Source organism: Sulfuricella denitrificans skB26 (assembly GCF_000297055.2).
Classification (GTDB): Bacteria; Pseudomonadota; Gammaproteobacteria; order Burkholderiales; family Sulfuricellaceae; genus Sulfuricella; species Sulfuricella denitrificans.
On sequence record NC_022357.1, the window covers coordinates 2,966,946 to 2,991,731 of the forward strand.

Here is a 24,786-nt window from a genome sequence, read left to right on the forward strand (position 1 = left end):
CGTCATTATGTTTCCTCTATTTGTTGAATGCTGCATACAACATTCCCGCACGCTCCCAATCGTCTGGTGTGTCTATATCAACAACCCGCCAACTTGGAATGGGTAGCCCAATACCACTGCGATGAATTTTGTTATTGGTCAACCACGTATCCGGCTTTCCCCAATAAAACTGGCCGGCATCATGATAGGCCGGTTCCAGGTCTTGCGTGCGTGTGAGTTCATATTCAGGATAAAACGGTTGCATTTGGCCATTTGGCAAGCGGCGTAGCGCTCTCTGAATAGCCGAGGGAAACTCGGTTACTGGGAAACTGTAAGCAGCTTGGCTAGCTTGGAGCAGATCAAGAGCACGACTGAGATCTTCAATCTGAATAAAGGGTACACCGGGATAGATGCAACAGACGTAACTTATTTCCCAACCAAGCGCTTGGCAGGCAGTGGTGGCATGAGCGACCACAGGTACAGTTGGAGCGTGGTCATCTGCCAACTCCGCCGGGCGCGTGAAAGGGGCCTCTGCACCCCATTCGCAGGCTATGCGAGCAATTTCTTCGTCGTCTGTGGAAACAATGACATGCTCAAACAGGCCAGACTGCTTTGCTGCGCTGATGGCATGAGCGATCATGGGCTTGCCGCAGAAGTCCTTAATGTTCTTGCGCGGGATGCGTTTGCTTCCGCCTCGAGCAGGGATAACAGCGATTTTCATTTTGAGGTGACTTGGCGTAATGTTTCGATGACTTTGTTTTGTTGCATTTCAGACAATCCTGGATACATCGGCAGGCTGACCGCTGCGGAATAATAATCCTCTGCTTCGGGGCACTGTCCAACTTTGAACCCCAAACCTTCATAGTAAGGTTGTCGATAAATCGGAATGTAATGCAGGTTTACCCCGATACCTTCATTGCGCAATGCTTCAAATACTTGGCGATGTGTCTGACTTATCTCGCCTAGCTTTAAACGAATTACGTACAAATGCAAACCTGAATAGCTGTCCGCGTGCTGCCAAGGCACGATCACGGGCAGAGCAGTCAACTGTTGGTCATATCGCTTGGCAATAGCATGGCGTTTGGCGACAATTTCATCCAGTCGCTGCATCTGGCTCAGACCTAGTGCAGCTTGCAGATCAGTCATGCGATAGTTGAAACCCAGCCTGATCTGTTGGTAATACCACGGGCCGTCTGGCGCATGTGTCATCTCGTCTGCATCGCGGGTTATGCCGTGGCTACGCAAGAGTTCCATACGCTTAGCAAGACTTTCATCGTTGGTCAGTGCCATACCACCTTCGCCGGTGGTTATGATCTTGACCGGGTGAAAACTGAATACGGCGATATCGCTATAACGGCAATTGCCGATGGACTCACCCCGGTATTTACCGCCAATGGCGTGCGAAGCATCCTCAATTATCTTGAAACCATAGCGTTGACTCAAGGCATGAATCCCCGCCATATTGCAGGGTTGACCACAAAGGTGTACAGGGATGACCACTTTAGGCAGACAGCCGGCCTTTTTCGCCTGTGCCAGCTTTTCTGCTAAACGTTCTACGCTTAGGTTGTATGTGTGCGGATCAATGTCCACAAAATCAACCTGCGCGCCGCAATACAGCGCACAGTTTGCGCTGGCCACGAAAGTAATGGGGCTGGTCCAAACCACGTCACCCGGCCCCACTCCAAGAACCAAGCAGGCAATGTGTAGAGCACTGGTAGCGCTGTTAACCGCAATTGCATGTTGAGCCCCGCAGTAGCCCGCAACAGCGCTTTCAAAAGCGGGAACCGTAGGGCCTTGAGTGAGAAAGTCAGAACGCAGAACTTCCACTACCGCCTGGATATCAGCTTCAGAGATGTCTTGACGACCGTAGGGAATCATCACTAACAGTAAGGAGGGCGCATCACCGTCAGATCTTGCCAACCTTATTGCGGTTCTGCTCTATCCAAACCCGCAAGGCATCGACGCTCATCCAATTTGCATTATTGTCCGAACAGTAAGTAAAGTCCGACGCAACTTTTTGCCCGCCATTGATACGGCCAGGATCTTGGCTCCAGTTATGAATCGCCGGCAGAACCTTGTAATGATCAGCGTATTCGTAGGTATGCTGGGCGTCCTCAGGGCCAATCATCTGCTCATGAAGCTTCTCACCCGGCCGGATGCCGACAATGTCATGCCGTGCGTCGGGAGCAACGGCACGAGCAATATCGGTCACCTTCATGGAAGGGATTTTTTTGACGTAGATTTCGCCTCCGACCATGTCCTCAAAGGCATGCCAGACGAGATCCACCCCTTGTTCCAAGGTAATCATGAAACGGGTCATGCGTGCGTCAGTAATTGGCAGCACGCCTTTTTCGGCGATAGCAAGGAAGAATGGGATTACCGAGCCGCGCGAACCCATGACATTGCCGTAGCGAACAACACCAAAGTGAGTGTCGCCATTGCCGGCATAAGAGTTACCAGCGATAAAAAGCTTGTCCGAGGTCAGCTTGGTAGCACCGTACAGATTCGCCGGACTGCTAGCCTTGTCGGTGGAAAGCGCCACAACACGTTTAACCCCCTGGTCAATACAGGCGTCGATCAGGTTCATTGCGCCGATTACATTGGTCTTGACGCACTCAAAGGGGTTGTATTCTGCTGTCGGAACGATCTTGGTGGCGGCCGCATGAACAACGTAATCGATACCGTTTAGCGCGCGTGCGAGTCGATCCTTGTCGCGAACATCTCCAATAAAAAACCGTACTCTCGGATCATTGTCGAATAACTTGGCCATTTCCCACTGCTTCATCTCGTCGCGAGAGTAAATCACCAAACGGTGGGGGTTAAAGCGGGCCAGGGTCATTGGCACAAAGGTATGGCCGAATGAACCTGTACCGCCAGTTATTAGGATAGAAGAGTTAGTAAGCAAGGTATGATATAAGCGAAGTTAGTCAGTTATTAAACCTTAATATTATACCAATCTTTATAGCAACCCGGCAGTTGAATCCTTAATGGCCCTTTTAACATCAACTTTATTATTGTAAATCCACAGAACCCACTTTTTCAAAATTCTCCACCACTTCGCTATACGATCCGACGGACATCAGCTCCCCGTCATGAAGAAGGCAAACACGATCACAACCCTCTATCGTACTCAGCCGATGTGCAATAACAAGAATCGTCTTGTTCCCTCGAAGCCCTCGTACTGTCTTTATGAATTCACCCTCAGTCTGATTATCTAGCGCGGATGTTGCCTCATCAAGGATCAATATTTTAGGGTCATGATAAAGAGCGCGCGCAATTCCAATACGCTGACGCTGCCCGCCACTCAGCCTTACCCCCCGCTCGCCGACCAAGGTGTCCAAACCATCCACAAGTTCCTCAACGAATGTTTTTAGTTGCGCGCCTTCCAAAGCCACCCAAATTTTACCGTCTTCAATCTCATCGTCCAATAGTCCGAGGGCGACGTTTCTACGCAGCGTGTCATCGGTCAGATAGATTGACTGGGGTATATATCCCACCTGCCTTTGCCAGGACATCAAGTTTTGTTCAATAGGGATTCCATCAACTAAAACTTTGCCACTCGTAGGCGACAACAAACCGAGGATAATATCTATCAGCGTTGTCTTACCTGAACCACTTTTACCAACGAAACCCACCATTTCACCTGATCGAATAACCAGCGAGATGTTCTTTATGGACGGCTTATTTGCGCCAGGATATACATATGAGACGCTCTTCACTTCCAGCTTATCCCGCATCCCTGGAATCGCTGGCAAAGACGAATCCGATTTATTGAAATCATCGTTCTCTATATCAGAATAAACCGTCCCCAGTGACGCAGCACCTAATCGAAGCTGGTTCAGCGACGTCATAATCCTGTTCAAACCTGGGAGCAAACGAAATGCGGAAGCTGCGTACACAGCCATAAGTGGTAGCGCCTCTGCCATTCGACCAAGTCCGGTCATGACAAGCATTACCCCAACAAACAGCGCAATAAAAAGAGTCTCCAGCACCAGCCTGGGCAGGGCGTTAAGAAGCAACGACATACGTACGTTTTGAGAATGGCCACGAGCATGCTTGGCGAAGCCTTCCTCAAAAAAAGCCTCTCTGCACAGAACTTTGATCTCTTTTATCCCACCCAGACCTTCTTGTGCGTATTGAATCAATCTTGCCGCATCAACCTGCAAATCACTGCCAATTGTTGCAAGTCGCTCACGAAACGTTCGATAGAATAACCAAACAAATGCACTCCCTGCGGATAACGCAACGAATGCTGCCAAAGGGTCCATCACAACTATCAAAGTGAACAACCCAATAATCACCATACCCTCGGACAACAAAATGAGTGTTGGGATCAGGACCTGATACAACATACTGCTGACCTCACCCGTAACATTACGGATTAACTGCGCTGTATTAATCTGGAGGTGAAAAGTATAAGGGCGCCTCAAATAGCCTGACATCAGCTTGACCGATAAAGCCGCCATTTCATTCGCAACAAATCCAAACTGTAATGACGTAAGAACATAGATAAATAAATTTTTACTCAAAAAAAGAAATAACAAAATAAACAATAGTATTAGAAAAAAGCCCTCCCTTGATGGATTACCCATAAAAGCCGAAAGTGTCGACAGGAATCGGCTTTTCTCTATAATTTCGGGGTTTTGCATGACCCCGACAACCGGGACCAACGCACCAATCCCGATCAGCTCAAGCAAAGCCGCGACCACCATTAACAGCATCAAAAAAATCAAATGCCTTCGCTGCTTGCGGGTAAACAACCGCATCAACTTATCTATAGTATCTATCATTAACCTACACTCACGAGTAATCTATGTTGTTCGAGAGCGACATCCTTGAACCGCGTTTGACGCGGATACCAGTAAAGCGCTTAAGAAAAAATATTGAATTGAATTAAAATAATTACCACTAAATTGATCCTGCACTAGCGCAAATGCCCACATGGCTGCCACCACCTTATTGGCCGGAAAACTGTTTAAATCATTTCTTTGAGAAGAAATTGATCTATGGCACATGACTCCAAGACTAATGTTGAATATTAAAAACACAGTAAAGCCAACCAACCCCAACTCTGTAATTGCCTGTAAAAAAGTAGAATGCGGGGAAGCAAATTTCTTATTAAGTTGACCTTCATTTGCCCCAAAATTACCAGGTCCCACACCCCATATCGGATTTTCCTTAGCCTCACGGATAGTGTCGTCTATATATGACGATCTAATTTCAAGAGATTTGTTACTAACCGTAGTGGTTGTTTGAATAAACGGAAATACGAATTTCGCCAAATTTTCAAAATGTTCAAATTTAGATTGTGGCAACGTGATAAACGAGATAAATAACGCACATGTAATTAGCACAAGAAGCGTTAAATATCGTCGACTAATATTTCCTAATAAACAGACATAAAATATCACCAGCAGAGATGCGGTAAGCATGCCCCGAGCACTCATATGCACCATCACAAAAACGCTGGACACGATAGCGCAACCATTAATAATTCTCAGTAGACGCGAATAAAAAACATTGGACAACTCAATAACACTTGTCGCGACAAGCAGGTAACCGGCAAAAGCCCCAACTGTCTGGTACACCACATATTTTGAAAACAAAAAACTTCTAGCATTTTCACTATAAGGCGCATAAAACAATTCAAGCAAAACAAGGGCTATATTAAGCAATAAGCTTAACGACAACACATATCCAATAAATTGTTTTATTTGTCCATTAACAAGCAAACGCCCAAAAAAATAAGGAGCACAAATGCGACCAATCATGATCGGAAGTAACGTATTCAAGTCACTCAAACTTAGAAACAGACTGAACGTTACCAAAATCAACACCAATAATATGAATGCCACATCTACGTTGGAGAGACTCACCTTTATTGGAAAGTAAATATGATTTGTACCAAAAAATAATATTCCGGCATAAATTGCAATGGCTATTAAAACAAGATAATACGGATGCGCTATTGTCGTTAAATCAGAAATCATGCCCCACATAGGCGACAAAAAAAACAGAAGCAAGGCCAGGAAAACAGGGTTAAATACCTGGCCAAGAAGGCCAAAAAAACCAGCCAGTGTCATTCTTCTCGCGTCCATTGTTTCAACCCACCTTCTTGTGGCGATATTCGCCCGTACATGTCTTTAAAAGGCACACAATATCTTCTTCACCCAAATATTCTTCTCTGATTGCACTTCAATCATGATCAAATTCGTCAACCCCGGATTCGCCCAAACGATGGCGGCACCCGACTGGAATACAGATAGATATACATTTGCAAGAAGCGCGAAGCACCGGACTTAACCATAAGTCGGAACTCCGCATCTCATTGAACCTTCAAGCCCCATGACGTACACAAAGGTTTTCTGTAGTAAATCGCTTCATGAATGTATTGGGATGCAATGCGCGGAAAACCTGCCACAAATGCATGCCGGTTCCACCGAAAAGATCTACGGGAATCGGCATTGCGTTCTACTGCATTTAACAGCACTTCAATTAAAAACACTGCTTTATGTTTTCTTTGTCCATGCAAAGCGTTAATGAAGCATCCCAATCTGGCAGTGCCACCCCAAATATCTGATTAAGTTTGATGGAAGACAAAGTAGAGTATGGTGGTCTTGGTGCGGGCAACGGATATTCGGAAGTAGCAAGGGGAATCAGATGGGGCAGAGGCTGTATTAGGCCTGAGACATTTTCAAGAATCACTCGTGTAAAACCATGCCATGAAGTCTGGCCGGCCGCTGTCAGATTGTAAATGCCGCTCCTCATGACAAAGGGTTGGAAACCTTGGCCCAACACCTGCCCGGTCGCTTCCGCAATCATCCGGCTCCAGGTAGGTGCGCCGATCTGGTCGTCCACGATCCGCAACTCATCACGCTCCTTGGCCAGCCGCAGGATGGTCAGCAGAAAGTTCCTGCCACGCAGGCCGTACACCCAACTAGTACGGAAAATCAGATACGGGATGCCCGCAGCCTGAACTGCATGTTCACCAGCAAGTTTGGTTTTGCCGTAAACACTGAGTGGGTTGGGAATATCCTCCTCGGTGTAAGGAGAGGTTTTTGTGCCGTCAAACACATAGTCTGTGGAATAGTGAACCATTGTGGCGCCTAGCTGTTTGGCCTCTTCCGCCATGATGCCGGGTGCCACACCATTGATCGCCATGGCCAGTTCTGGTTCGCTTTCCGCCTTGTCGACAGCGGTATAGGCGGCGGCGTTGACGATCAAATTTGGCTGGATGGCTCGAATGGTATTGCGAATCGAATCGGGGTTGGCCAGATCCATTCCCTGGCGATCTATTGCAACTACATCACCCAGCGTAGCCAGGGTGCGCTGCAGCTCCCATCCGACTTGGCCGTTCTTACCAACCAATAGAATTTTTTTCACTCAAACACCTCGGCTGCGCGGAATGCGACACCGGCCTGATCCTTGGCGGACAGCACCGGGTCGCCCTGAAGCGGCCAATCTACTGCCAGACCGGTGTCGCTCCATCGGATGCAGCGCTCGTATTCAGGCACCCAGTAATCGGTCGTCTTATAGAGAAACTCTGCATAGTCGGACAAGACCAGAAAGCCATGCGCGAAACCGGGCGGGATCCAGGCCATGCGCTTGTTTTCCGCCGATAGATTGAACCCCGTCCATTTCCCGAAGGTGGGTGAATTCTTGCGAATATCCACCGCAACATCGAATACCTCACCCGCGATCACTCGCACCAACTTTCCCTGTGGCTGTTTGATCTGATAATGCAGCCCCCGGAGTACATTTTTTGCCGAGCGGGAATGGTTGTCCTGGACGAAATGCGCGGGAATTCCCGCCGCCTCCGCCAGTACTTTCTCATTGTAGCTCTCGAAAAAAAAACCTCGCTCGTCGCCATACACTTTGGGTTCGAGGATCAATACATCAGGGATGGTGCTCCGAATAACCTTCATCAGAATAGTCTTTCCTGCAGCAGCCCCTGCAAATACCGTCCATAGCCATTTTTACTCAATGGGATAGCCAGTGCTTCCAGTTGTTCCGCTGAAATATAGCCCATGCGGTAAGCGATCTCTTCCGGGCAAGCGATCTTGAGACCTTGGCGTTTTTCTATCGTCTCGATGAACTGAGATGCCTCGAGGAGAGATTCATGCGTGCCGGTATCGAGCCAGGCCATGCCGCGGCCCATGACTGACACTTCCAGCCGCCCCTGGCTCAGGTATAGCCTGTTGACGTCGGTAATCTCCAGTTCACCTCGGGGAGAAGGCTTGAGCGACCGCGCGACTTCCACCACTCGATTATCGTAGAAATACAGGCCAGTCACCGCATAGCGGGATTTCGGCTTGAGGGGTTTTTCCTCGATGGAAAGAGCCTGACCGGCTTGATCGAATTCCACCACGCCATAGCGTTCGGGGTCTTGCACCGGGTAAGCAAATACTGTCGCCCCAGTGTCCTTTTGCGCTGCGGCCTGCAAATCATCCGCCAATTCGTGGCCGTAAAAGATATTGTCCCCCAGCACCAGGGCACAGGGATCATTACCGATGAAATCTGCGCCGATAATGAATGCCTGGGCAATGCCCTCCGGCTCGGGCTGAACCGCATAGCGGATGTTGAGACCCCAGCGCGTGCCATCGCCCAGCAATTGCTCGAAACGCGGCGTATCCTGGGGCGTGGAAATGATCAGGATGTCGCGTATCCCAGCCAGCATCAGCGTAGACAGGGGGTAATAAATCATCGGCTTGTCATACACCGGCAACAGTTGTTTGGAAACCGCCAGGGTCACCGGATGCAGGCGCGTGCCGGATCCGCCGGCAAGGATAATTCCTTTCATGCCTTCTCCCGATTTTGGTAATTCGCTTTCATCCATTGCTGATATTCACCGCTGACGATGTTCTCCACCCAGCCCATATTGTCGAGGTACCATGCCACGGTTTTACGGATGCCGGTCTCGAAGGTTTCCAGCGGCTTCCAGCCCAGTTCCCGCTCGATTTTCCGCGCATCGATGGCGTAGCGGCGATCATGCCCAGGGCGGTCCTTCACATAAGTGATCAGGGAAGCATAGGGTTTGCTATTGGCGGCGGGCTTCAGTTCATCAAGAATGGCGCACACGGTGTTCACCACGTCGAGGTTGGTTTTCTCATTCCAGCCGCCGATGTTATAGGTTTCTCCCAGCCGGCCTCCGGCCAGCACGGCACGGATCGCAGCGCAGTGGTCGCCGACGTAAAGCCAGTCGCGCACGTTCATGCCGTCACCGTAAATCGGCAACGGTTTGCCGTTCAGTGCATTGAGGATGATCAAGGGAATCAGCTTCTCGGGGAACTGGAATGCGCCGTAATTATTCGAGCAGTTGGTGGTCAGCGTTGGCAGTCCGTAGGTGTGATGATAGGCCCGAACCAGATGATCGGACGCCGCCTTGGAGGCAGAGTAGGGGCTATTCGGCGCATACGCCGTAGTTTCAGTGAACGGCGGATCGTTAGCGCCGAGCGAGCCATACACCTCATCGGTGGAAACGTGAAGGAAACGAAATGCGGCTTTTTCTTCCGCTTGCAACTCTTGCCAATAAGCCCGTACTTCTTCCAGCAGGCTGAAGGTGCCGTTGATATTGGTCTGGATGAATTCGCCAGGGCCGTGGATGGATCGGTCGACATGGCTTTCCGCTGCGAAATGGATGATGGCGCGAGGTTGGTGCTGGCTCAGCAGCTTGGCCACCAGCACCCGGTCATTGATGTCACCCTGGACGAAAATATGCCGAGGGTCGTCCTTCAGGTTGGCGAGATTTTCCAGGTTGCCAGCATAGGTGAGCTTATCCAGATTGACGACGGCCTCACCGGTGGCGGCTATCCAGTCCAAGATGAAGTTTGAACCAATAAAGCCTGCGCCACCGGTGACCAGAATCATTTTGAACGCGCTCCGTAATAGATCTTGAACCAGGCAGCAAACTTCGCCACTCCTTCACTCAACGGCGTGTGCGGTGCAAAGCCAACCGTCTGAGTCAGCTCCTCAATATCCGCATAAGTGGCAACCACATCGCCATCCTGCATCGGCAGCATATTCTTGGCGGCTTTTTTGCCGATGGCGCTTTCGATAGTTTCGATAAAAGTCATCAACTCCACTGGCTCATGGTTGCCGATATTGTAAATCCGGTAAGGCGCATCGCTGCTTGCGGTATCGGGAGCAGCCCGGTCGAACGACGAATTGGGCTGAGCAACTTTATCCAGCACCCGCACCACGCCTTCGGCAATGTCGTCGATATAGGTGAAATCACGCTGCATCTTGCCCTGGTTGAATACATCGATCGGGCGATCTTCGAGAATCGCACTGGCAAACAGGGATGGCGACATATCCGGCCGGCCCCACGGCCCGTAAACGGTAAAGAAGCGTAGCCCGGTGGTCGGCAAACGATACAGATGGCTGTAAGTGTGCGCCATCAGCTCGTTAGATTTTTTGGTGGCTGCGTAGAGGCTGACCGGGTGATCGACGTTATCGTGCACGCTGAACGGCATATGCGTATTAGAGCCATAGACGCTGGAGCTGCTGGCATAAACCAGGTGTTCCACGCCGTTATGGCGGCAGCCTTCGAGCACATTCAGGAAACCTACGATGTTGGTGTTGACGTAGGCATGGGGATTTTGAATCGAGTAGCGTACACCCGGTTGTGCCGCGAGATTGACGACGCGCTGAAATTTCTCGCCGGCAAAAAGCGCTTCCATCGCAGTGCGATCAGCCATGTCCAGCCTGACGAAGCGGAAGCCCTGAAGCGGCAAGAGCTGCTTAAGACGATCTTCTTTCAGCTGAACATCATAGTAATCGTTGAGGTTATCGATGCCGACTACCTCGACACCCTGCGCCAGCAAACGCTGCGCAACATGCATGCCGATAAAGCCGGCCACGCCGGTAATTAAAACTTTCACAATTTTCCTTTTTCGTTCAATTCATGCAGTTTCGCGTATTTCACGAAACTGTTGAAACATCCTATGACGATATGCACCAGCCCCGGCACGCCGTCGAGAAAGCCGAGCCGGAGGAAATAGAACTTCACGAACCTGAGCAGCGGACTGGCCACCAACCGCCCGAACGAAACCTGCTTTCCTCGCCGAGCAAGCGCTTCCGCCTGCAGACTGGTATAGCGATCCTGTTTTTCCAGGTAGACGGTGAGACTTTCCTGCGATTCATGCAGTAAATCTCCCTGCACGTTGCCAGCCGGTGAAGTGGTCAGCACTTTTTCGTGAACCTCGTCCTCGCTCCAATTGGCAACGCGTCGATCGAATAATCGCAGACTCCAGTCAGGATAACCCTCGCCATGCCTGAGCCAGCGTCCCATAAAGCGATTGCAGCGCGCCATACGATAAGCTCGAAAGCGCGGCGCCTGCAGCATCTCCACGATGCTCGCACGCAGCGGGTCGCTGACCCGCTCGTCCGCATCCAGACACAGCACCCAGTCATGACTTGCTTGCTCGATCGCAAATTGTTTTTGCCGGCCAAATCCGAGCCAGTCCTGATGCAGTACCCGAGCACCATATTTTAACGCGATTTCCCGGGTATCGTCCCGGCTACCGGAATCCACCACCACGATTTCATCGGCAAAAGCGGCGCTTTTCAGGCAAGCCTCGATCTGGCTTGCCGCATTCAGGGCAATGATGACCACCGACAAAGGGGTTTTCTGCTGCATCCGCGCTATCTGCCGATATTAAAGCCGATATTCTAGGCTAAAATACCGCGATGCCGAAGATATTGCTCGTCAAAACCTCCTCAATGGGGGATGTCATTCACAACCTGCCCGTGGTCAGCGACATTCGCGCCCATTTCCCGGAAGCCGAAATCGACTGGGTGGTGGAAGAATCCTTCGCCGGCATTCCAGCCCTGCATCCAGGCATGGGGGAAATCATTCCCGTCGCCGTGCGGCGCTGGCGCAAAAACCTGTTCAGCCGCACCGTGCACGCTGAGATATCGATCTTCATCAAACACCTGCGCAACAAGACATATGACGTAATACTCGACACCCAGGGACTGATCAAAAGCGCGATTATTACCCGCCTTGCCCAAGGGGCCCACTGTGGATTCGACTGGCAAAGCGCTCGTGAACCACTGGCTGCGCTGTTCTATGACAAAACACTGAGGGTTGAAAAAAATCAGCCTGCGGTTATGCGAAATCGCCTGCTTGCCGGTCGAGCCCTCGGCTACTCGCCTGATGATCCTGTGAACTATGGCATCGCGGCGCCATCCCTTGTCCTGCCCTGGTTGCCGACAACACCCTTCGTCGTCCTGCTGCACGCCACCAGTCGCGACGACAAGCTATGGCCCGAAGCCGACTGGATTGCATTAGGTACTTACCTTGCCAGCAAGGGAATTGCCTGCGTATTACCCTGGGGAAGTGCGGCAGAACAGCTGCGTAGCCAGCGGCTGGCGGAAAAAATCGCCTTAAGCGTTGTTCCTCCTGCGCTCACCCTCGGGCAAGCTGCAACGCTGCTTTCTTTATCCATCGCGTCAGTCGGCGTAGATACCGGGCTAGTCCATCTCGCAGCGGCATTGACCATACCGACCATCGCCATTTACTGTGCATCCGACCCCGGCCTGACCGGTCTTCATGTTTCTTCCGGACAGGCGATCAACCTGGGCAGAACGGGTACCCCACCCGACACAGCAAACGTGATCAACGCCCTGAATGGAATGGTCGCATTATGATGCGCCGCTTATACACCCTGCTACTGTATCTCTTGTTGCCTTACATTCTGTTCCATCTGTTATGGCGATCCCGGCGCCAGCCCGGCTACCTGCGTCATATCGGTGAGCGTTTTGGTTTTTATCGCGGCCAGCCGGCTACCCCACTGATCTGGCTGCACGCGGTATCGGTGGGAGAGACTCGCGCCGCAGTGCCGCTGGTTACCCAATTGCAGGCACGTTATCCAGAACACCGTATCCTGCTCACCCACATGACACCCACTGGCCGGGATACCGGCAGGCAGTTGTTCGGCGATCAAGTTCTGCAATGCTATCTGCCCTATGATTTTCCGATTGCGACAAGGCGCTTTCTTCGTCACTTCAAGCCCGAAATCGGGCTGCTGATGGAAACCGAAATCTGGTTCAACCTGGTACAGATCTGTAAGAAAACCGGGGTGCCGCTACTACTTGTCAACGCGCGGATGTCGGAAAAATCGGCGCGCAAATATGGCCGTTTCAAAACACTTACTCGTGACAGCCTGCAATCACTTTCGGTAATTGCAGGCCAAACCGAGGCAGATGCAAGACGATTGGTGGAATTAGGCGCACCTTCCGTGAATATTACCGGCAACCTCAAGTTCGATATCGCCGTACCACAAAGCGCGATCTCCCTTGGAAAAAACCTGCGGGAACAATTCGGAGCTGTACGCCCGGTGTTTCTTGCCGCCAGCACACGGGAAGGCGAGGAAGTGCTGATTATTGAAGCGCTAGCCAGAATCGACATCCCCAACCTGCTCATCGTCATCGTGCCGCGCCATCCGCAACGCTTCGACCAGGTGGCGGATATGCTGACGCAACGCGACATCCGCTTCCAGCGCCGTTCGGCAAACCAAGTCGTTGCCCCGGAAACCCAAGTAGTGTTGGGCGACAGCATGGGGGAGATGTTCTCCTATTACGCTACCTGCGATATCGCTTTCATCGGCGGCAGCCTGCTGCCGCTCGGTGGCCAGAATCTGATTGAGGCGGCAGCGATGGGCAAGCCGATTTTGATCGGCCCGCACACTTTCAACTTTTCGGAAGTAACCGAACTTGCCGTTCAGGCTGGCGCTGCGCAACGCGTGGCTAATGCCGAGGAGTTAGCATTAATGGTCAGGGATTTGCTGAAAACACCGGAGAGAATGAAAGCCATGTCGGTTACGGCGCTGACTTTTGCCGACCGGCATCGCGGCGCAACGGAACGACTGATGACGCTGATCGAGCCTTGTATCAGCTGAGTGCTGAGATTTTACTCATTACTCAGCACTTTCAATTCAAATGTTTATTTCCCCAACCAGCGATTGACCTGCTCGACATCCTCGTCTTGCAGCGACCCTACCGCGGACTTGAGCTTGAGCTGGCTGATAATGTAATTGTAGCGCGCCTGCGACAAATCACGCTTGGCCGTATAAAGCTGCTGCTGGGCATTCAATACATCCACGTTGGTACGCACCCCCACTTCCTGACCTAGCCGGGTGGAGTCGAGCGAGCTCTGGCTCGACACCAGCGCCTGCTCCAGTGCCTTGACCTGAGCCAGGCCGCTGGTCACACCCAGAAAAGCTTGCCGGGTCTGTAATGCGGCCTGCCGATTGCCCAGCTCCAGATCCTGTCGGGCTTTTTCCTTGTTGGCCAATGCTTCACGCACCTTCGAATTGACGCTGCCACCCTGAAAAATCGGCAGGTTCAACTGCAAGCCGACGGTTTGGCTGGTGACCGTGCCACTGACCAGGTAGCTGGAATTGCTGCTTTGACCGTAGCCCGCCACCAAGTCAAGAGTGGGATGGTGACCGCCACGGTTTCTTTCAACTTCCTGCGTTGCTATTTCTAGCGCGGCGCGCTGAATCGCGATCTGCGGACTTTGCTGTTCGGCCTGCTCGACCCATTTCGTCATGTCGTTGGGTTCAGGCAGGACAAGAGGAAGCTTGTCATTCAGCGCATTGAGATGTGCTGGTATCTTGCCGAGGATCAGTTGCAAAGCGCGATTCTTGATTTCGAGATCATTCTGTGCGGCAATTTCCTGAGCTGTAGTGAGATCGAATCGCGCCTGAGCCTCGTGAGTATCGGTAATGGTGACGGTACCCACCTCGAAATTGCGCTTGGCCATTTCCAGCTGCTCGCCGATGGCGGCCTTCTGGGCGCCGGCCAAGGCAACATTATCCTGGGCGAGCAGAACGTCGAAATAAGCCTGGGCGACTCTGACGATCAGGTCCTGCCGGGCGACGGCAAACTGCGCCTCAGCCTGAACAACCTGGCTTTTGGATTGCTCATATAGGGCAAAATTCTGTTTACGATAGACCGGCTGGGTCAGGGACAGATTATAGCCGTTGGCGTTGTATTGCCGGTTGGAGGTAGGCGAATCCACCTCGTTTCTGGAAGTGTTGGCGCTCAGATTGATGCTCGGCAACAGCAGGGCGAGGCCCTGTGGCGCTTTTTCCTGGCCGGCTTCATAGGCGGCACGCGCCGAGGCATAGGCAGCATCCTGCTGCTGCGCATCGCGATACACTTCCATCAGGTTGGCGGCATAGGCAGGGCTGGCGAGCAGCGCAAGAAGCGCGAGTGGCAAGGATTTCATCCGGATGCCCGGCAAACTGGATGTTACGCGTGACTTCATTTTCTATCCCTTAATACAACCAATGACAGCGGCTAGCATGCCCTGACCGATCAGGCCGTCACCACCTGACGGCGAAGAAATCTATTTAAAATACGAAGCGCTGGGGTTGCATTGCATTCTTCAGAGGAGGGACGCTGGTCTCAAATAGATTGGTCGTACGATACACGCCCTTGGCAACGCAGGTAATCAATTGGGCTTCCATGACCGGCGATTCGCCAACCACGGCAAATAACCTGCCGCCAACTTTCAGATCCGCCTGAAACGCCTCAGGTAGTACCGGGACCGAACCAGTCAATACAATCACATCATACGGGCCGGCCTGTTTCCATCCGCGGGCCGCATCCCCTACCTCCAGGGTAATATTTGCGATGCCATGCTGCTTAAGCATAGCTGCTGCTTGCGACGAGAATTCAGGGACAATTTCAACGCTATGCACGGAGCCCCCGTGTGCCATGCGCGCCAGCAAAGCGGTCAGATAGCCGCTGCCGGTACCCACTTCCAGCACTTGGTCCGTAGATTTCACGCCAACTTCCTGCAGGATTTTCGCCTCAAATTTGGGCGACAGCATCGCCTCACCGTGACCCAAGGGAATTTCCATATCGGAAAAAGCCAGCTCCCGGTATTGTTCGGGAACAAAATCCTCGCGCCGAATCTGGCGCAGTAAGTCCAGAACGTCCTGATCCAGCACGTCCCAAGGACGAATCTGCTGTTCCACCATATTAAAACGGGCCCGTTCAATGTCCATGTTCATATCCCTCCGAAATTAAGGTTATGCTAATACTTGCAATTATTCCACATTTCCATTAGTTTCACACACTTTGCTAGGGGTCCGCGCTTCAACAACCTGAGGCCGGTGAGAAATACCCTCTGAACCTGATACGGGTAATGCCGTCGTAGGAAAGCATAGCCGCACCATGCTCCCCACGATTTTCCTAGGAGCACCACCATGAACGCCAACCCCATTTTCTTGAACCTGACCGCCAGTGTCGATGAGGCTGCGGTACAACCCTTCGCCAACTCCCGCAAGGTATACGTACCAGGTTCTCGCCCCGACATCCGCGTACCGATGCGCGAAATCAGTCTGTCCGACACCCCAGCCAGCATGGGGGCAGAAAAAAACCCGCCCGTCTACGTCTATGACACCTCCGGACCCTACACTGACCCGGACGTTAAAATCGACATCCGTAATGGGCTGCCGGCAATCCGCGCACCCTGGTTCGAAGCACGAGGCGACACTGAGAATCTACCCGGACTGAGCTCGGCTTATGGTCTGAACCGCCTGAACGACCCCTCCCTGGCAGAGATGCGCTTCAACCTGCACCGCACCCCGCGCCGCGCCAAAGCCGGCATGAATGTCAGCCAGATGCACTACGCCCGCAAGGGCATCATCACCCCTGAAATGGAATTTGTCGCCATCCGCGAGAACCAGCGCCGCGACAATCTTTCCGAACTTGTCACCCGTCAGCACCCCGGCGAAAGTTTCGGCGCCGCCATTCCCAAAATCATCACGCCTGAATTCGTTCGTGAAGAAATTGCACGCGGTCGCGCCATTATCCCGGCAAACATCAATCACCCAGAACTCGAACCCGTTATCATTGGCCGTAATTTCCTGGTCAAGATTAATGGCAACATTGGCAACTCGGCGCTGGCTTCTTCGATTCACGACGAAGTCGAAAAAATGGTGTGGGGCATCCGCTGGGGCGCCGATACCATCATGGACCTCTCCACCGGCAAAAACATCCACGAAACCCGTGAGTGGATTATCCGCAACAGCCCGGTGCCCATTGGCACCGTGCCAATCTATCAGGCACTGGAAAAGGTCAACGGCAAGGCCGAAGACCTGAACTGGGAAATCTTCCGCGACACTCTGATCGAACAAGCTGAGCAAGGGGTAGATTACTTCACCATACACGCCGGTGTAAGGCTCGCCTATGTGCCGATGACCGCCAAGCGCATGACCGGTATCGTCTCGCGCGGTGGTTCCATCCTCGCCAAGTGGTGCCTGGCTCACCACAAGGAAAATTTCCTTTATACCCATTTCGAAGATATCTGCGAAATCATGAAGGCCTATGACGTCAGTTTCAGTCTTGGGGATGGCCTGCGTCCGGGTTCTTTATATGATGCCAACGACGAAGCGCAATTCGCCGAACTGATCACTCTGGGAGAGCTGACCAAAATCGCCTGGAAGCACGATGTCCAGACCATGATAGAAGGCCCTGGCCACGTGCCGATGCACATGATCAAGGAAAACATGGAGCTTCAGCTTAAGCATTGTGACGAAGCGCCCTTTTACACTTTGGGACCACTCACCACCGACATTGCCCCCGGCTACGACCACATCACTTCCGGCATTGGGGCCGCCATGATCGGCTGGTATGGCTGTGCCATGCTGTGCTATGTCACACCCAAAGAGCACCTCGGCCTGCCGGACAAGGAAGACGTACGTGTCGGCATCATTACCTACAAAATTGCCGCCCACGCTGCCGATCTGGCCAAAGGCCACCCAGGCGCGCAGATTAGAGACAATGCCCTGTCCAAAGCGCGTTTCGAATTCCGCTGGGATGACCAGTTCAACCTCGGTCTCGACCCCGACAAAGCCAAGGAATTCCATGACGAAACCCTGCCCAAGGATTCGGCCAAGGTCGCCCACTTCTGCTCGATGTGCGGTCCGCACTTCTGCTCCATGAAAATCACTCAGGACGTGCGCGACTATGCGGCCGCTCAGGGCGTATCCGAGAATGAGGCGCTGGAGAAGGGAATGCAGGAAAAATCAGTGGAATTCTTGAATACCGGCGCAAAACTCTACCAGAAAGCCTGATCCGTGGATCCTATCCTTCTGCTAAAAGCCCTGACCCTCGGCATCGTCGAGGGTCTCACCGAATTTCTGCCGGTTTCCAGCACAGGCCACCTGATCCTGGTGGGCGACCTGCTCGACTTCAACGACGACAAAGGCAAGATGTTCGAGATCGTCATCCAGTTCGCGGCGATACTCGCGGTATGCTGGGAATTTCGCGCCCGGCTGGGTAGTGTCGTCACCGGCCTGCGGGCGGGTAGGGAGGATGCGCAGCGCTTCGTGCTCAACCTGGCTGTCGCCTTTATGCCCGCAGCCATACTTGGCCTGCTGTTCGCCAGCAAGATCAAGCAATACCTGTTCAAGCCGGTGCCGGTTGCGCTGGCCTTCATCGTCGGGGGGGTATTGATCCTGTGGGCGGAGCGGCGCAAGCATGTCATCCGTGTTGAGCGGGTGGACAACATGGGCTGGCGCGATGCGCTGAAGGTCGGACTGGCGCAGTCACTGGCGCTGATTCCCGGTACTTCGCGCTCCGGTGCGACCATCATAGGAGGACTGTTTTTCGGCATGTCGCGCCAGGCGGCCACGGAGTTCTCCTTCTTCCTGGCTATTCCCACCCTGTTCGCAGCCACGGCTTACGAACTGATCAAATATCGTTACCTGCTGAATACAGACGACCTGGGAATGTTTGCGGTGGGCGGCGCAGCGTCGTTTGTCAGCGCTTTTTTTGCAGTGCGGGGCTTGCTTCGCTACATCAGCCACCACGATTTTTCTGCCTTTGCCTGGTACCGCATCGGCTTCGGCATCATCGTACTTCTAACTGCTTACACCGGAGCGGTAAGTTGGTCAGTCAGCTAATTCCATTTCCAAAAAAATAGTGAAATCGCAGAGTGTGCGGACACACACTAAATAATTATTGGGATTTGAAATTAAATTCGAACAAATTGGCCTGGAGCGAAGCAGAATCGAGAAAAACCCGGACTCCACCCCGCTTCATCCAAGCCAGGTGATCAGGAATAGAACGCATCTACGGTTTCTTGAGGAAACCGGCGATATGGTCGAGTAACTCGTCTTCCTGGAAGGGCTTACCCAGGTAGGCGTTGACGCCCAGTTCCATCGCGTAGTTGCGGTGCTTTTCCGCAGTTCGCGAAGTAATCATGATGATAGGAATATGCGCAGTTTGCGGGTCGCTGCGCACATTCTTGGTCAATTCAAAGCCGTCCATGCGCGGCATCTCGATATCCACCAGCATGACGTCTGGCAAAATCTCCTGCAAGTGCTGCAGGGCATCCACACCATCCTTGGCAGTCACCACCTGGTACCCTTCCTTCGACAGCAGGCGGGAGGTGATCTTGCGCACCGTCAGGGAATCGTCTACCACCATAATGGTCGGCGCAACCGCTTCGGGCATCGGTGCTACTGACACCGTACCGAGGAATGAAGGTACCTGCATAGCCATACGCTGCACCAACGGAGCGGGATTGATGATCAGCGCAACCTGACCATTGCCCAGCACCGTTGCCCCGGCTATACCGGGCACGCGGGCAAGCTGCGGCCCAATATTCTTGATCACGATTTCCTGGTTGCCCAGAATCTCATCCACTTGCACCGCGACGCGCTGGCTACCGCTCCTGAGCAGCAACGTCATGGCATAGCGATGCATCTCCGGCACCTGCTCCTTGTCGCCCAGGAGCCTCGGCAGATAGAACAGCGGATAGCGGTTATTCTGCCACTCAATCTCGCCTTTCCGCTGAATTTCCTCCAGCCCGGCTGATTTGAACTCCTTGACCTGTTCCACCATCGACGAGGGAAGGGCATAAATTTTTTCGCCAGTACGTACCAACACGGCCTGCGCTACGGCAAGTGTAAGTGGTAAATAGATGCTAAATATTGCTCCGCCATGCTCTCCCGGAATTGCCTCGACACGTCCGCCTAGACCCGCTATCTCGCTGCGCACCACATCCAGTCCAACACCGCGCCCAGCAACCTGGGTCACCTGCTGAGCAGTGGAAAATCCGGGCTCAAAGATCATGTCGACCAGTCGTGCAGGAGTAATATCGCTATCTGCCTGGAGCCTGCCGATTTGGACTGCGTGTTTACGAATCGCTTCCAGATTGAATCCGGCGCCATCATCAACCAAGGTCAGCACGATTTCATTGCCTTCCTGGCGTGCCTCGATACGGATAGCCCCGGCTTCCGCCTTACCAGCCTGAATCCTGTCTGCCACACTTTCCACGCCATGCACCATGGAATTTCGCAGCAGATGCTCGAAGGGTGCGGTCATTTTTTCCAGCACGCTTCGGTCCAACTCCACTTCTCCGCCCTTTATCTCCAGGTTCGCCTTTTTGTCCAGTTCCCTGGCAGTTTGCCGAACAATGCGATGGAGCCGATCAGTAATGCTCGACAGCGGCACCATTCGGATGTGCATCAGCTCTTGCTGCAATTCACGATTCTGCCGTGCCTGCTGCAGCAACGCAGCATCGGCTTCACCCAAACTTTTTAGCAGACTCTGCTGCACCGTAGCGACGTCATTCACGCTCTCGGCCAGGAAGCGGGTCAACTCCTGAAAACGGGTAAATCGGTCAAACTCAAGTGGATCGAATGTCTCTGCAACACCGCCGGTCTGATTTGCCTGGGACTGCATCCGGCTTTCCGCCTGAATTTCAATCTCGCGAACCTGGTTGCGCAGGCGGATGACGTTTTCCGTCAACTCCAATAATGACTGCTTGAAGCTCTGCATCTCGCCTTCGACGCGGGAGCGCGCGATACTGATCTCACCCGCTTCGTTGACCAGCCTGTCCAGAATATCTGCGCGCACCCGCAATTGTTGCACGCCGGGTTTTGCCGATGCTGGCAGCAGTTGGAGATCTGGTTGACCCGCCGTGGTTTCCGCAGATATTGGAGTTTCTGTCCCAGCCTGCAGGCGATCCAGCAAGTCGCCGATCTTGTCAAAATAGGTGAAGAGTTCATCGAACAAGGAGGCCGCAGGGGCACCCGCCTCCGTCGAATCAACCACCAGGGTTTCCATGTTGTGTACCAGGTCGCCCAACTGCAACGCGCCGGCCATACGGGCACTACCCTTGAAGGTATGCAGCGATCTCTGCAGGTCTTGCGGCGCCTGTCGGTCAGCAGGTTTTTCCCGCCATGCACGTACCTGAGTACCAACCAGCGGATACAGATCCTGCGCTTCCTCCAGAAACAGGGGCAGGATGTCCTGATCAATGTCATCGCGAGATGTCGGCATCGGCACTTCAAACGCCGCTGTCCGGACCACTTCAACTCGCCTCTCTACCTCAGGAAATACGGCAATTGGCTTCGCGATTTTGGCTGGCTTCACCGCTTCGGCTACCGCGCGTTCTATCAGAGCCGATGAGGCGGCCTTTTCTCCGTCCGCGCGCGCTTTTTTAACCAACGCTTGCAGCGAACGGACTAACTGCTTTGCCGGTTTCGGCATTTTTTGTTCTTCGACTGCCTGCACCATCTTGTTCAGCGCGACGACTGCATCACCGGTCACTTTGACCTGCTTACCATTGGCCGGTCGTGGGTGCTCCAACATTTCCCTGAGCCATTCCTCCAGTTCAAAACTAAGCTGGGCCGATGCCGGAAATCCCACGGTACGGGAAATGCCGCACAGGGTATGGGCAGCGCGCATGAAATCTTCCCGAATTGGCAAGTCCGGCTGATCTTCCAGACGCGCCAGCTCTTCCCGCAGAACTGCAACCCGCTGCTTGGCCTCGCTCATGAAAATATCGAAAAGCGCACTCGGCAGGGTGACATCACCAATCACTATATCGGTTTCAGGCAGCGGCTCAGGCTCGGCCTCTTCTGCATTCAACTCAAGAGATACTGAAACAAGTTCCTCAATGCCAGGGGCCTCGGTCTCAACGACAGCCGTCTGCTCAACTTCCTCGACAAGCGGCTGGCTGATTTCTTCAGTCGGCTCCGGAGCTTCAAGCATAATCTCTTCAGCAGGCAACGCTTCTGCCCCTGGGGATTCTTCAACAGCAGATGCAGCCATTTCGGCTGCCGCTTCTTCGATGAAATCAAAGTCCATAACCGGCAAACCGATTTCCTCAACCGGTTCGACAGCTTCCGTCACCTCCTCTTCAGGCTGCGGCTCGAAGGTGAGTGGCTCTTCCATAACAGGATAGCCGATTTCGGCTGTACCCTCCTCAACCACATCGAAGCTTGGCAAGCTAATTTCTTCCGCGGGTTCGGCAGACTCCTCTACGGGCGCGAGTTCCTCCTCGACCTCGACGGAAGCGGGCATTGCACTGACCTGCGGCACAACTTCAGCCGTTTCCTTACCACTCATTAACTGCTCTGCCGAGACCATCAGTGCATCGGCCTCTACAACCACCGAGCCTTTGCTTTGAAGTTGCCCCACCCATTGCCCGAATGCAGTGCACGCCTGCTCGATAAAATTCAACAGTACAGGTGTGGCGCCTCTCTCATCCTGCAGCCATTTGTTCATCACCTGTTCGACCGCCCATGCAACCTCCCCCAGATCTGTCAGGCCGACCATGCGTCCGCTGCCCTTCAGGGTATGAAAGCCACGACGGATCGTGGTTAGAGCCTCGCGGTCGCCAGGCTGTTCATGGCAGGCCTGCAGATTCTCGCTGACAGTAGCTAACACCTCAGTCGCTTCTTCCAAGTAAATCTCAAGCATTTCTGCGTCGACAGCTTCCTCGGATGCGTCCAGCAAACGTTCGGTTTCTTGCGATGGCGCTACGGGTATCTTGGTCTCGACCAGGGCGGCAACCGCGCTCGCCAATCCGGGAGCCGGCCTCCCCTGCTCTTCATCCAACAGTCGCCTTGCGGTGGCGGCCTGTTCCTTCAGCTCCAAATCGGCCACCAGATCGGCGTCATGAGCCAGACCGTTCAGCGATTTCTCCAGCTTCTGGCGTGCAGCCAAATCATCGGGGTTAGCCTGCCACTCCTGGAAGTTTTCCTGTGCCAGTTGTTTTTGCTTATACAGACTGGCTTCGATGCTTTCATCATCCGCACGAGTTTCCTCGACTTCTTCTTGCGGAGTAGCCGTTTTTTCCTCCGGCTCGCCCGTCAGGCGAGACAGGGCACGGCTAATAATTTTTTCCGCATCCGCACGTCCATACTGAACTTCTTCGATGTAGAAACCCAGGCTGCTCAAACCTTCAGCCACCCCCTCCAGCTCTTTTGGGCTCGGCTCATAAACTGGATCAGCAAAGCGCAGGATGCTGGAATGGCAGAGGTCAAGCAGCTTGTCTGCCTTTCCAAGATCGAGAATTGTCAGCGCACCGGAAATCTGCTTCAGGACAGGTTCGAGAGAGGAAATACCCTCCCGCTTGGTCGTATCCCTGAAGAACGTATCCAGCACTTCCTCAATCCGCCGCAGATTGGCCTGAATTTCATGCGCAACCTGAGCCAACAGGAGTTTTTCCTGGGCTTTGCGGCTGATGTCACCAAGGTGCGGGATTCCCGCCGCATCGATTTCTTCCGGGCGGCCACTTAAAACAGCCGACATACGCTTGGTCTGGATTTCCAGCTGCTTTGCCATTTCATCATTGAACTGGGCAAAGTTTTCCAGCACATTCTCCGCCAGCAGCAGAGCCGTGGCCACTTCTATAGCTAGAACATCTCCGGCACTGTCCTGCCCCGGTTGAGTTGCTGCGAGCGCTTGTGTCTGCAAGAGCAGGCCATGCAAAGGGGGATTATTCAGCGACAGGCTTTTTTCTACCAGCCGACCTAAGGGTTCCTGCAAATTTTTCAGGCTTTCTTTATGGCCTGTGGTGAACTTCAACCACAACTCCTTGACCGGCGTCAGCAACTCCTTCAGTTCCCGAAGCAGGGGCTGGAGCCGAGCTGCGTCCACCTCTGCAGCAGTGGCCATCTGCGGCAAGCAGCTATCCAGATCGAATGCCTGCTTGACCTGCTTGATCCGCTCGCTCACCGGCTGACTACATGCCACCCGGTATAGCAGATCACGCAGCAGGTGTTCCGCCACCTTGGATGAGGATTCGGCAAGCTTGCGAATCTGCTGATCAATCCTGCCAAGCAGGCGCTTGGCTTCGAAGTCGGGACTCAAGCCCTTGTTGAGCAAACCTTCTATCAGTGCCCCCGCGGACCACCAGAAGGTTCGTTGCGCCGGCAAACTCTGAGCTCGTTCGATGACCAGCAATGCCTCGCGCATTGCCTCTATCCCCGCCGGGTCGTCCGGTGTGCGAAGGAATTTAAGCAGCCCCCCCTGAAAGCGCGCACGCTCAGCCTTGGCCAGCACTTGCAGTTCGGCCTCACTCGCGGGCTTCGCATAGCCATCCTTCGGTGCGCGCGTGGACAGATCCGGGAAAAACAAGTCGCTTTCGGCAAAACCCGAGGCGTTACGTGCCTGACGCAAACTTTTATAGACCGGGTAGAGCCTGAGCGGCACATCTGGCTCGCCATCAAGCAGGCCGGAGAGATACTTGGAGAGCTCAGCAATGGCCTGGTTAAGGACTTCGAGGTTGGCTGGAGAAGGAGGAACCTCCTCCTTCTCCAGAGCGACCACCAGCTTTTCGATTTCACCGCTAACGCGCGCAGCCCCTTCCAGGCCGACCATCAGGATGGCGCCATTCACCTGATGCAGGTGAGTCAAGCAATAGCGCAGTGGGGAAAGATCGCTGGGGTTGCCAAAGAATCCCGCCAGTTTCTGCCTGGCTTGCTCCAGCGCCTGGTCGATTTCGCCTTTGACCCAGGTCAGTGGGCCGATATCCAACTCGGTGGCCAT

The 24,786-nt window shown here is 53.3% G+C and carries 18 protein-coding genes and 1 riboswitch; of the genes, 4 read left to right on the forward strand and 14 right to left on the reverse strand.

Annotated features, from left to right (window positions below; all coding sequences use genetic code 11):
- Positions 1-16: 16 nt before the first annotated feature.
- The 11 genes from pseF to SCD_RS14425 all read right to left on the reverse strand — a co-directional run bounded on the left by pseF (position 17) and on the right by SCD_RS14425 (position 11,617).
- Positions 17-700, reverse strand: coding sequence for a pseudaminic acid cytidylyltransferase (gene pseF / locus SCD_RS14375; protein ID WP_009207334.1), 684 nt, complete (start codon positions 698-700; stop codon positions 17-19).
- Positions 697-1,899, reverse strand: coding sequence for a UDP-4-amino-4,6-dideoxy-N-acetyl-beta-L-altrosamine transaminase (gene pseC, locus SCD_RS14380; RefSeq protein ID WP_232504411.1), 1,203 nt, complete (start codon positions 1,897-1,899; stop codon positions 697-699). Before pseC ends, pseF begins: the two co-directional genes overlap by 4 nt.
- The gene (pseB, locus tag SCD_RS14385; RefSeq protein ID WP_232504412.1) at positions 1,886-2,824 is read right to left on the reverse strand and encodes a UDP-N-acetylglucosamine 4,6-dehydratase (inverting); all 939 of its coding nucleotides are present in this window, start codon (positions 2,822-2,824) and stop codon (positions 1,886-1,888) included. Before pseB ends, pseC begins: the two co-directional genes overlap by 14 nt.
- Positions 2,825-2,990: 166 nt before the next feature.
- The gene (locus SCD_RS14390) at positions 2,991-4,769 is read right to left on the reverse strand and encodes an ABC transporter ATP-binding protein (RefSeq protein WP_023507047.1); all 1,779 of its coding nucleotides are present in this window, start codon (positions 4,767-4,769) and stop codon (positions 2,991-2,993) included.
- Between the two features lie 21 nt (positions 4,770-4,790).
- The gene (locus tag SCD_RS14395; RefSeq protein WP_161626946.1) at positions 4,791-6,062 is read right to left on the reverse strand and encodes an O-antigen ligase family protein; all 1,272 of its coding nucleotides are present in this window, start codon (positions 6,060-6,062) and stop codon (positions 4,791-4,793) included.
- Between the two features lie 412 nt (positions 6,063-6,474).
- Entirely contained in the window at positions 6,475-7,362 is an 888-nt protein-coding gene (rfbD, locus tag SCD_RS14400) for a dTDP-4-dehydrorhamnose reductase (RefSeq protein ID WP_009207330.1), read from the reverse strand.
- Entirely contained in the window at positions 7,359-7,904 is a 546-nt protein-coding gene (rfbC, locus tag SCD_RS14405) for a dTDP-4-dehydrorhamnose 3,5-epimerase (protein ID WP_009207329.1), read from the reverse strand. The genes rfbD and rfbC overlap by 4 nt, the downstream gene beginning before the upstream one ends.
- On the reverse strand, positions 7,904-8,779 hold the full coding sequence (gene rfbA, locus SCD_RS14410) for a glucose-1-phosphate thymidylyltransferase RfbA (protein WP_023507049.1): 876 nt from the start codon (positions 8,777-8,779) through the stop codon (positions 7,904-7,906). Before rfbA ends, rfbC begins: the two co-directional genes overlap by 1 nt.
- Positions 8,776-9,846, reverse strand: a complete 1,071-nt coding sequence (gene rfbB / locus SCD_RS14415; RefSeq protein WP_009207327.1) for a dTDP-glucose 4,6-dehydratase — start codon at positions 9,844-9,846, stop codon at positions 8,776-8,778. Before rfbB ends, rfbA begins: the two co-directional genes overlap by 4 nt.
- A complete protein-coding gene (locus tag SCD_RS14420; RefSeq protein WP_009207326.1) occupies positions 9,843-10,859 on the reverse strand; it encodes an NAD-dependent epimerase in 1,017 nt (338 codons plus the stop codon). Before SCD_RS14420 ends, rfbB begins: the two co-directional genes overlap by 4 nt.
- Positions 10,856-11,617, reverse strand: a complete 762-nt coding sequence (locus tag SCD_RS14425) for a glycosyltransferase family 2 protein (RefSeq protein WP_009207325.1) — start codon at positions 11,615-11,617, stop codon at positions 10,856-10,858. The genes SCD_RS14420 and SCD_RS14425 overlap by 4 nt, the downstream gene beginning before the upstream one ends.
- A gap of 50 nt (positions 11,618-11,667) precedes the next feature.
- Here SCD_RS14425 and waaC point away from each other — a divergent pair, with 50 nt between their 5' ends.
- Together waaC and waaA are read left to right on the forward strand one after the other, a co-directional pair.
- Complete coding sequence (waaC, locus tag SCD_RS14430; RefSeq protein ID WP_023507050.1) at positions 11,668-12,630, forward strand: lipopolysaccharide heptosyltransferase I; 963 nt, start codon at positions 11,668-11,670, stop codon at positions 12,628-12,630.
- Positions 12,627-13,880, forward strand: a complete 1,254-nt coding sequence (gene waaA / locus SCD_RS14435) for a lipid IV(A) 3-deoxy-D-manno-octulosonic acid transferase (protein WP_009207323.1) — start codon at positions 12,627-12,629, stop codon at positions 13,878-13,880. Before waaC ends, waaA begins: the two co-directional genes overlap by 4 nt.
- 44 nt (positions 13,881-13,924) lie before the next feature.
- Here waaA and SCD_RS14440 read toward each other — a convergent pair whose 3' ends face one another.
- Together SCD_RS14440 and SCD_RS14445 are read right to left on the reverse strand one after the other, a co-directional pair.
- Positions 13,925-15,253 carry a TolC family outer membrane protein gene (locus SCD_RS14440; protein ID WP_009207322.1) on the reverse strand — a complete coding sequence of 443 codons (1,329 nt, stop codon included), beginning with the start codon at positions 15,251-15,253 and terminating at the stop codon, positions 13,925-13,927.
- Between the two features lie 85 nt (positions 15,254-15,338).
- On the reverse strand, positions 15,339-15,998 hold the full coding sequence (locus tag SCD_RS14445; RefSeq protein ID WP_023507052.1) for a protein-L-isoaspartate O-methyltransferase family protein: 660 nt from the start codon (positions 15,996-15,998) through the stop codon (positions 15,339-15,341).
- A 68-nt stretch (positions 15,999-16,066) separates the two neighbouring features.
- A riboswitch (TPP riboswitch) is annotated at positions 16,067-16,170 on the forward strand.
- 29 nt (positions 16,171-16,199) lie between these two features.
- Between SCD_RS14445 and thiC the strand changes: the two genes are divergently transcribed.
- Both thiC and SCD_RS14455 read left to right on the forward strand, forming a co-directional pair.
- Positions 16,200-18,071: a phosphomethylpyrimidine synthase ThiC gene (thiC, locus tag SCD_RS14450; protein WP_009207320.1), complete on the forward strand. Its 1,872-nt coding sequence runs from the start codon at positions 16,200-16,202 to the stop codon at positions 18,069-18,071.
- A 3-nt stretch (positions 18,072-18,074) separates the two neighbouring features.
- Positions 18,075-18,902, forward strand: a complete 828-nt coding sequence (locus SCD_RS14455) for an undecaprenyl-diphosphate phosphatase (RefSeq protein ID WP_009207319.1) — start codon at positions 18,075-18,077, stop codon at positions 18,900-18,902.
- 169 nt (positions 18,903-19,071) lie between these two features.
- On the opposite strand, the gene SCD_RS14460 is transcribed toward SCD_RS14455, so the two are convergent.
- Entirely contained in the window at positions 19,072-24,786 is a 5,715-nt protein-coding gene (locus SCD_RS14460; RefSeq protein WP_009207318.1) for an Hpt domain-containing protein, read from the reverse strand.

Coding starts and splice junctions, on each gene's coding strand:
- rfbC (WP_009207329.1), bottom strand. CDS start 7,904: ATGAAGGTTATTCGGAGCACCATCCCTGATGTATTGATCCTCGAACCC.
- SCD_RS14440 (WP_009207322.1), bottom strand. CDS start 15,253: ATGAAGTCACGCGTAACATCCAGTTTGCCGGGCATCCGGATGAAATCC.
- thiC (WP_009207320.1), top strand. CDS start 16,200: ATGAACGCCAACCCCATTTTCTTGAACCTGACCGCCAGTGTCGATGAG.
- waaC (WP_023507050.1), top strand. CDS start 11,668: ATGCCGAAGATATTGCTCGTCAAAACCTCCTCAATGGGGGATGTCATT.
- SCD_RS14460 (WP_009207318.1), bottom strand. CDS start 24,786: ATGGCCACCGAGTTGGATATCGGCCCACTGACCTGGGTCAAAGGCGAA.
- waaA (WP_009207323.1), top strand. CDS start 12,627: ATGATGCGCCGCTTATACACCCTGCTACTGTATCTCTTGTTGCCTTAC.
- rfbB (WP_009207327.1), bottom strand. CDS start 9,846: ATGATTCTGGTCACCGGTGGCGCAGGCTTTATTGGTTCAAACTTCATC.
- SCD_RS14390 (WP_023507047.1), bottom strand. CDS start 4,769: ATGATAGATACTATAGATAAGTTGATGCGGTTGTTTACCCGCAAGCAG.
- rfbA (WP_023507049.1), bottom strand. CDS start 8,779: ATGAAAGGAATTATCCTTGCCGGCGGATCCGGCACGCGCCTGCATCCG.
- SCD_RS14425 (WP_009207325.1), bottom strand. CDS start 11,617: ATGCAGCAGAAAACCCCTTTGTCGGTGGTCATCATTGCCCTGAATGCG.
- SCD_RS14445 (WP_023507052.1), bottom strand. CDS start 15,998: ATGGACATTGAACGGGCCCGTTTTAATATGGTGGAACAGCAGATTCGT.
- pseF (WP_009207334.1), bottom strand. CDS start 700: ATGAAAATCGCTGTTATCCCTGCTCGAGGCGGAAGCAAACGCATCCCG.
- SCD_RS14395 (WP_161626946.1), bottom strand. CDS start 6,062: ATGACACTGGCTGGTTTTTTTGGCCTTCTTGGCCAGGTATTTAACCCT.